This is a genomic window from Nocardia arizonensis (genome assembly GCF_001310275.1).
Classification (GTDB): domain Bacteria; phylum Actinomycetota; class Actinomycetes; order Mycobacteriales; family Mycobacteriaceae; genus Nocardia; species Nocardia arizonensis.
The window spans coordinates 1-428 of record NZ_LGYZ01000099.1 but is presented as its reverse complement, the minus strand read 5'-3'; the positions used below and the strand labels follow the sequence as shown (position 1 = coordinate 428).

Here is a 428-nt window from a genome sequence, read left to right as displayed (position 1 = left end):
CAGATCCTCGTGCGCCGCATGAAACAAGGTGTCGCCGAATGGTTCCTGCGTCACACCCTCGAACAATCGTGGGAGGGATTCCGCGAACACGCCAAACAGGGCTGGAACATCGGCAAAGCCTGCCACGGCTACCGCAACGAGAAACTCCCACACCCTGTCGCCGCGAAACGCGAGGAGGGCCGCACCAAATCCCGGCTCGTCGTGGACCCCGAACGCGCACCCGCCGTGGTGCGGATCTTCCAGCTGCGTCACGACGAGAACCTCGCCTACCAGGTGATCGCCGAACGGCTCAACACCGACCCCGACCGCTACCCGCCCCCGCAACCCAACAGCGGCAAACGCGCCCGGGGCCGCTGGTCGGGGTCCTCGGTCCGCGAGATCCTGATCAACCCGAAATACACCGGGCACATGGTGTGGAACCGGCGCGC

1 protein-coding gene is annotated in these 428 nt (G+C 65.9%); it reads left to right on the top strand.

Annotated features, from left to right (window positions below; genetic code table 11):
* Nucleotides 1-18: 18 nt before the first annotated feature.
* Nucleotides 19-428 (top strand): recombinase family protein (locus tag APZ21_RS23835; protein WP_204249145.1); only part of this gene is annotated, 410 nt, incomplete at its 3' end.